The sequence below is a fragment of the bacterium genome (assembly GCA_040753085.1).
Classification (GTDB): Bacteria; UBA9089; JASEGY01; order JASEGY01; family JASEGY01; genus JASEGY01.
The window spans coordinates 1-7,260 of sequence record JBFMHI010000139.1 but is presented as its reverse complement, the minus strand read 5'-3'; the positions used below and the strand labels follow the sequence as shown (position 1 = coordinate 7,260).

Annotated in this window: 11 protein-coding genes; 6 read left to right on the top strand and 5 right to left on the bottom strand. The window is 46.7% G+C overall.

The features are described from left to right. Positions 1-238 precede the first annotated feature (238 nt). Positions 239-1,777 carry a bifunctional phosphoribosylaminoimidazolecarboxamide formyltransferase/IMP cyclohydrolase gene (gene purH, locus AB1797_11690; GenBank protein MEW5768259.1) on the bottom strand — a complete coding sequence of 513 codons (1,539 nt, stop codon included), beginning with the start codon at positions 1,775-1,777 and terminating at the stop codon, positions 239-241. Positions 1,778-2,031: 254 nt separating this feature from the next. Between purH and AB1797_11685 the strand changes: the two genes are divergently transcribed. The 5 genes from AB1797_11685 (at position 2,032) to AB1797_11665 (ending at position 4,390) form a co-directional block, all read left to right on the top strand. Further along, positions 2,032-2,319: a BrnT family toxin gene (locus tag AB1797_11685; protein ID MEW5768258.1), complete on the top strand. Its 288-nt coding sequence runs from the start codon at positions 2,032-2,034 to the stop codon at positions 2,317-2,319. Beyond that, positions 2,297-2,542, top strand: a complete 246-nt coding sequence (locus tag AB1797_11680) for a hypothetical protein (protein MEW5768257.1) — start codon at positions 2,297-2,299, stop codon at positions 2,540-2,542. The genes AB1797_11685 and AB1797_11680 overlap by 23 nt, the downstream gene beginning before the upstream one ends. 231 nt (positions 2,543-2,773) lie before the next feature. Next, entirely contained in the window at positions 2,774-3,010 is a 237-nt protein-coding gene (locus AB1797_11675) for a hypothetical protein (protein ID MEW5768256.1), read from the top strand. Beyond that, complete coding sequence (locus AB1797_11670; protein ID MEW5768255.1) at positions 3,007-3,468, top strand: hypothetical protein; 462 nt, start codon at positions 3,007-3,009, stop codon at positions 3,466-3,468. The genes AB1797_11675 and AB1797_11670 overlap by 4 nt, the downstream gene beginning before the upstream one ends. Before the next feature lie 28 nt (positions 3,469-3,496). After that, positions 3,497-4,390 (top strand): hypothetical protein, encoded by an 894-nt coding sequence (locus tag AB1797_11665; GenBank protein ID MEW5768254.1) that lies wholly within the window; start codon positions 3,497-3,499, stop codon positions 4,388-4,390. A 202-nt stretch (positions 4,391-4,592) separates the two neighbouring features. On the opposite strand, the gene tsaE is transcribed toward AB1797_11665, so the two are convergent. After that, positions 4,593-5,063: a tRNA (adenosine(37)-N6)-threonylcarbamoyltransferase complex ATPase subunit type 1 TsaE gene (gene tsaE / locus AB1797_11660; protein MEW5768253.1), complete on the bottom strand. Its 471-nt coding sequence runs from the start codon at positions 5,061-5,063 to the stop codon at positions 4,593-4,595. Position 5,064: 1 nt separating this feature from the next. Here tsaE and AB1797_11655 point away from each other — a divergent pair, with 1 nt between their 5' ends. Beyond that, the gene (locus tag AB1797_11655; protein ID MEW5768252.1) at positions 5,065-5,517 is read left to right on the top strand and encodes a DUF2062 domain-containing protein; all 453 of its coding nucleotides are present in this window, start codon (positions 5,065-5,067) and stop codon (positions 5,515-5,517) included. An 82-nt stretch (positions 5,518-5,599) separates the two neighbouring features. On the opposite strand, the gene AB1797_11650 is transcribed toward AB1797_11655, so the two are convergent. The 3 genes from AB1797_11650 to AB1797_11640 form a co-directional block, all read right to left on the bottom strand. Next, the gene (locus AB1797_11650) at positions 5,600-5,818 is read right to left on the bottom strand and encodes a helix-turn-helix domain-containing protein (GenBank protein MEW5768251.1); all 219 of its coding nucleotides are present in this window, start codon (positions 5,816-5,818) and stop codon (positions 5,600-5,602) included. 2 nt (positions 5,819-5,820) lie between these two features. Beyond that, complete coding sequence (hemB, locus tag AB1797_11645; GenBank protein ID MEW5768250.1) at positions 5,821-6,804, bottom strand: porphobilinogen synthase; 984 nt, start codon at positions 6,802-6,804, stop codon at positions 5,821-5,823. A gap of 266 nt (positions 6,805-7,070) precedes the next feature. Then, positions 7,071-7,260: hypothetical protein (locus AB1797_11640; GenBank protein ID MEW5768249.1), on the bottom strand; the 190-nt coding region annotated here is incomplete at its 5' end.

Sequence of the window (7,260 nt, the reverse complement as noted above, 5' to 3'; positions counted from 1 at the left end):
AGGTTTTTAGCAAGAGTAATAATATTGCCCGCCCATTTCACCCTCACCCTATCCCTCTCCCATCAAGGGAGAGGGAATTTTGCTTTGTCTCCCAACTAACTGCTTAACTTAGTTTTGAGCAGTTACTGAACGCTAAAATTAAGTAGACGTAGGGCAAGGCTTTAGCCTTGCTACAAGCAACCCTAAAGGGTTGCCCTCCCGTAAACATCTCAACTTATTTATGTCGTTCACTATAACTCTAATGCCTAAAATGCCTCCGGCCGGTAAAGACCATCGCCAAGTTATATTCATCAGCCGCCTTGATCACCTCTTCGTCTCGCAAAGAGCCTCCTGGTTGAATAATGGCCTTAATGCCGGCTTTGGCGGCCTCGTCGACATTATCCCGGAAGGGGAAGAAGGCATCCGAAGCCAGGACGGCGCCAGCTATTCTGTTTCCGGCCTTGGCCACGGCTATCCGGGTGGAATCAATTCGGCTCATCTGTCCGGCCCCAATACCTACGGTCCGGTCAGGGAGAGCCAGGATAATGGCATTGGACTTAACGTGTTTGACCACCTTCCAGGCAAAAAGGAAGGCGGCGATTTCTTCTTTGGTCGGCTGACGCCAGGTGACCACCTTTATATCCTCTGGATCAAGCCGGGCCAGATCACGGTCCTGGACTAATAAGCCGCCGGTTACCTGCTTTAGATACATCTCCCGCCGTCTCATTCCTTCCAGAGAGCTGACTTTAATGATTCTAAGATCGCGATTTTCTTTAAGGATTTCAAGGGCCTCCGGGCTAAAATCAGGGGCGATGACCGCCTCAATAAAGGTCTCCGTGATCTGGCGGGCTGTCTCAGCCTCAACCTGTTGGTTCAATCCGACCACGCCACCAAAGGCCGAAACAGGATCGCACCCTCTGGCCCGCGCATACGCCTCGGACAAACTATCTCCCACCGCTACACCGCAGGGATTATTATGCTTGATGACTACGGCGGCCGGTTCATCGAATTCCCGGACTGTTTCCAGGGCGGCATCTAAATCGAGCAGGTTATTATAGGAAAGCTCTTTACCCCATAACTTCTCTGCATTTCCAATAGACGGTGACCTTATCTCCGGTAGGCGGTAGAAGGCGGCCTGCTGGTGAGGATTCTCGCCATATCTCAAGTCTCCCACCTTGACATAACTCAGATTCAGTGTCTCGGGAAATTTGACATCCCGTTGAAAATATCCGGCTATCAGGGCATCATAGGCCGCCGTATAAGCAAAGGCCTCCTGGGCCAGAGAAAAAAGCATATCTTCTTTTAGACAACAGGCGTTTTCTCTTAAAGCCGTGATGATACCTTCGTATCTGGCCGGGTTAACTACCGAGGCCACATATGGGTAGTTCTTGGCAGCGGCTCTGATCATAGTCGGTCCACCAATGTCAATGTTTTCAATGGCCTCTTCTTCGGAAGAGCTGCGACGAATGGTTTCACCAAAGGGATAGAGGTTGACCACGACCATATCAATCGGTTCGATTCTGTGTTTGCCCAGTTCTTCCAAATGATCTGGGCGCCGTTTGGCCAGGATACCGCCATAAACTGCCGGGTGCAGGGTCTTTACTCGACCTCCCAGTATCTCAGGAAATCCTGTCAGATCGGAGACAACTGTAACCGGAACACCTGCTTCCCTAAGGACATTAGCTGTCCCCCCAGTAGAGATAATGGATATGCCTAATTGACTCAGATTTTCAGCTAAGGCAATAATGCCCCGCTTGTCAGAAACGCTGATTAAAGCCCGCCTTATTTTTACCATCATTTATCCTCCTTGGCGATGATCAAGACCTCCCCCTTCTTAAGGGTCAGGAAGCCACTAAGCTATCTTATATCATAAAATAGTCGTTCCGTCAACCTTTTTAACAAATTTGAGGTGATTGTTCTCCCGGGTTTTTTGCCTCTTGACAAGATGAGAATTTTCTGGTATAATTAAACGGTCTTAGCATGCGGCGACGCACACCATACAACCAATTTCAACATCGTTGAGACAACTTCAATCGAGAATATAGGAGCAGCGTGGGATTACAATTCGAGTGGGATCCGGACAAAGCAGCGAGCAATCTCAAGCGGCATAAGGTCTCATTTGAAGAAGCCGCTACAGTGTTCCAGGACAGATTGAGTGTGACTGTGGCTGACCCTGATCACTCCACCGAAGAAGACCGGTGGATTATTGTCGGCTTGTCTCATCGTTTCAGATTGCTGATCGTTTCACATACCGAGCGTGGTAATCGCATTCGTATCATCAATGCACGGGAGTTGACACCCCGAGAGAGAAAAGAATATGAAGAAGGAAACTGGTCTTGAGATAGAGGACGAATTGCGACCGGAATATGACCTTGCTGAACTGCTCAAAGGAGGCGTAAGAGGTAAGTATGCCGAACGCTATCGGGAAGGCACAAATCTGGTACTCTTGAGGCCGGATGTGGCTGCTGCGTTTCCCGACTCAGATGCGGTTAATAAGGCATTGCAGTTAGTCATACAAGTGTCCAAGATTCCGGTTGGTAAGCCCAGTGTGGCAGAGAGGTAACTCATAGGTATGTTCGGGTGCTAACATCGCGTGCAGCCGACCGCCGCCAGCAGCGCGAAAAACGTGCGCCGTTGCCGTCGGCGGCTGATGCTCGTCGTTAGAAGACCTTAGTAACTATTTAGCCTTCAACCTATCTGCCTGAGTAGTTACAGACTTTATTAAAGAGAAGCCTCTCGGATAAAAGCCTCAAAAAAGGCTGGGCTGAGTAGTTACGATCATAATCATCGATATATGAAAAGACTTATTTATCATATCGGTAGGCTAAATGAAGAAGAGCAACAGAGACTCGACTTTCAAGATGCCCTCTTGCGTAAGGTTAGTGAACATATTGAATTAGGATTTATTCCTCTGAAAATACCTGTAATCGATGACGCACCTTACCGGATATTTGATACTACCCAAGATTATCGCCAGTGGGCGGAGAAGAATTTGCCAAAGTGGTTAGGTTATTATCATGGTAAGCGATGATTGAGAAAATTATAAAATTAGCTAAGGTCTTCCATAAACATAAAGTCAAATATCTTTTTATTGGAAAAAGTGGAGCCATTCTCTATGGTTATCCCGGCACCACTCAGGATATAGATATATTTCCTGAGAAATCAGAGAAAAATTGCCAGAATCTTTTAAAGGCATTAAAGGAGCTCGGATTTATTATAGATAGAGTCCTGAAAGAAGCAATAATCAAGGGAAAGGATTTTATCCAAATTAGAGGTGGCTCTTTTCCTTTAGACATAGTATTTGCACCTGATGGGATAAAGTCTTTTGAGGAAGCAGAAAAGCGCAGCAGGCTTATTGAAAGAAGATTTCCTTGCGCTTCTCTCGATGATATAATTGAAAGTAAGAAAGCGGCAAGAAGAAAGAGGGATTTAGAGGAATTACCCCGCTTAGAAGCCTTTAGAAATGAGCTAAGAGAAAGGAAGAAGTAAAGGCTGAAAAAAGGAGAAGGAATGCCCCATGCAAATAGAGTCTAATCTGGCCAATCCTACCCTTTATTACCGTCTTGATCCGGGCGAGCCGGGTCTGGGTTTGCCGGCCAAGGCCAATATGAGTATCCTTCGGGTCGCTTCTCATGAACTGGGTAATATCGCCAGATTTAAAAGAGAAGCAGCCAGAGAAGGCGGGACAGTAGTTTATTCCGGTATCCATTTAGACATAAACAAGGAAGGGGCCTATTTCGCGGCTACATCAGGCAAGAGTGAAGCGCGGATAATTTACAAGAGAGAAGAAGCCGGGCATGGTGGAAGGGGGATAGCTCCAACAACTCCAGGGGAGGGCCAAAATCAGGAGGCCGCTCCACCTGAAGAAGAACCAACTTCACCGCTAACTGAAACAGAACAAGTTGAAGAGGCGGAAACAGAGGAAGAAGGGATTGAAGCTAAATCAAAGGAGAAAGAAATTGACCAGAAAAAGGAAGACTTAGAGGAGGCGGAAGACGTCCTCGAGCGGAAAATAGCCGAATCCGAACAAAAGATTAAAGAAAGGGAAAGAGAAGCCCCGGACCAGGATGGAGAAACACAGAGAGAAGAAAATAAGGCCAACAGGCTGGAACGGATAGAGAATCGGGTCCAAACCCTGAAACAGGCCATTGATGCTTACCAGTCAATGATGAAGATGTCTGAGACCTTGGAACAAATCAACCACGAGGTAGTTAATCTTAGTTTAGGCATGGTCAGGGCTAATCAGAATATGGCCCATGGCCAGGAAGCTCCTTCGACTCAGAATACCTCTGATGTCCCCCCGGCCGCTTCGGCTACCTCGAAACCAAATCAATCGGTAGTCGGCGCCTTTCTCAATACCCTGGAAAATATGATTCGAGATGTGCTGGCCCAGGCAAAATCGCCGGCATAGGAGAGCTCGGCGGAAAAGTTTCCGGCCGGTTTAGAGGCAGATAGGGGTCAAGGCCATCTCGTCGGTAGTAAGACGAACAAAGGAGTTAAAAGGAGAGCGGGATATTATCTGGAAGGTGTTAAAGGAGTATGCCCGGCAGGAATCAAAGTTTGCAGAAGTCTTAAGGACAGCAGGTGGGTGATAGGAAAAAAGAGGCATTATCTTATCCGACGGCCATAGGGGGGAGGCTAATTTGAGGTAATAAGCCTTGAAATCGTTTCCCGGAAGAAAAGAACTGAATCTGGCGTTGAGTGTCATTCATCCAGGTGAAATTTACTGATAGATGCTCTGGGGGGAGGAGTTCGTTAATCTTTTCCCCCCACTCAATCACACAGACACCCTCCCCATATAGATATTCTTCATAACCAAGCTCGTAGATCCGAGAGCTACCTTCAAGCCGGTAAAGATCTATATGGTAAAGGGGAAGCCGACCCTGGTACTCGTTAATAATGATAAAAGTGGGGCTTCGTATTCCTTCGGTTATGCCGAGGCCCCGCCCTATTCCCTGAGCAAAACAGGTCTTGCCTGTGCCTAATTCACCGCTTAAAGAGATTATATCTCCCCTTTCAAGTCTCTTGCCTATCTCTTCCCCCAACTTTCTGGTTTCTTCTGGGCTGTGGGTGATAATTTCCATTATGAATTTCAGACCAGGACGATTCTTTCGTTATCTCTGCCTTAAACTCATTCGGGCCAATGATTCTCCTCACAAGGTAGCTATGGGGATGGCTGCCGGGGTAGCTTTAGGGATATTTCCTACCTTTGGAGGCGGGACAATCCTAGCCCTTCTACTAGCCTCTCTGTTTAAATGGAATAAGGCCTCGGCCCTCCTGGGGAGTGTGATAATGAATCCCTTTACCACCCCTTTTTTCTGGAGCTTAAGCGCCCTGTTAGGTTCTCTTTTGACCGGTTATGACTGGAGCCAGGTGCTTGAAGAGGTAAAAGATGGCCAGATACTTGATATTATGACTACATCCTGCTGGATTTACCTCTTAGGCAACACTGTCCTCTCTGTCCTGGCGGCTGGCATGTCTTATTTAATCACCCTTAATATAGTTAGTCTCTCTAAAAAAAGACGAAAGCGGCTTTAGGGCTCTTAGTAACCATTCAGGCCACCAAGACACTAAGACATCACGAGTGTGTCTTTGTGCCTTAGTGGCTGAACGCTTACGGCTATTCTTCTGCATTGGGGGCATGGCCGCGATTTTTAAGCCACTCTTCTATTTCTCCTTTTTTGAACCGCCAACTCCCGCCCACCCTGTGAGCAGGCAGCCTCCCGGCTTTGGCTAATCGATAAACGCTGGTCATATGCATTCTCAGGTATTTAGCCACCTCCTTAACTGTCATAATCGTGGGACGCCGGTCCGTGATCATACCGCTTTCTTCTACCATCTCTATACTCCTTTCTGTTTTATCCACTTAGCTGCTTCTTTAGCAGAATAAGTGATAATAATATCTGCGCCGGCTCGTTTAATGCCGGTTAATATCTCCAACACAGAGGCAGACTCATTAATCCATCCTCTTTGAGAAGCCGCCTTTAACATAGAGAATTCACCACTTACATTATAGGCCGCTACCGGATAGCCAAATTCGTGTTTGACCCGATAGATAATGTCTAAATAAGCCAGGGCCGGTTTGACCATCACTATATCAGCTCCTTCTTCTATGTCCAGGGCGACCTCCCTTATGGCTTCATCAGCATTGGCCGGATCCATCTGATAAGAACGCCGATCTCCAAAGGCCGGGGTTGAAGAAGCCGCCTCTCTAAAGGGACCATAAAAAGAAGAAGCAAATTTGGCCGAATAAGACATAATCGGGAGGTGAGTATATCCCGCCTGATCAAGGGTCTCCCTGATAGCCTTCACCCGCCCGTCCATCATATCCGAGGGGGCCAGCATATCCGCGCCGGCCTCCGCGTGGGAAAGGGCCGTCTTAGCTAAAAGGTCCAGGCTTTTGTCATTCAGGATCTTGCCTCCCTGGACTATCCCGCAGTGACCATGATCCATATATTCGCAAAGACAAACATCAGTAATGATTAATATCTCCGAGTGTTTTTCCTTCAGGTCTCTTATGGCTGACTGAATAATACCATCAGCCGCGTAAGCCTCAGAAGCCATAGCGTCCTTGGCGGCCGGGATCCCAAAAAGAAGGACCGCCTTGATCCCCCATTCCTTTGTTTCTTCCAACTCCTTGATTAACTCATCTATGGAGAAATGGAAATTGCCCGGCATAGATGTGATTTCCCTTTTTACCCCCTTTCCATGGACAACAAAGTAAGGCATAACCAAATTGGCCGCTGTTATCCTTGTCTCTCTAATCAGGCCGCGCAAGGCTTCTTTTTCTCTTAAACGCCTCGGCCTATAAACTGGGAAATACACCCTTATCTTTCCTCACTATCATTTTTAGGTATCTTCTCAATAACCCGGGGCAACCAGGTGATCGGTTCTTAAGCTATAGGGTCAGCATAATATATTTTTTTGAAAAAGTCAACAAATTTTATCGAAAAAATATCTTAATGGTAGTATTACCGCTTATATCTAACACATTACTTCTTATTATGCTAATCACACCATAAAGTATGGAACTATAGAGCGGATGTTCCAAAATTTTAAACAACAATTATACTCTTTAACCCTTTTAATTTCTATAGGTTACGGCGACTGGTTAATTTTTTCCTGGTGGCTACAACTACATTTCGATAAGGTATGACCTTTGGCAAAGAGACGGAAGCAGCCTTAAGGAGTTTTACTCCTAATTCTCTTGGCTCTGGAATCTGTTGATAGGATACCGTACCTATCTGTATCTCTTGACTGGTTATAAGTACCAGTTCATCT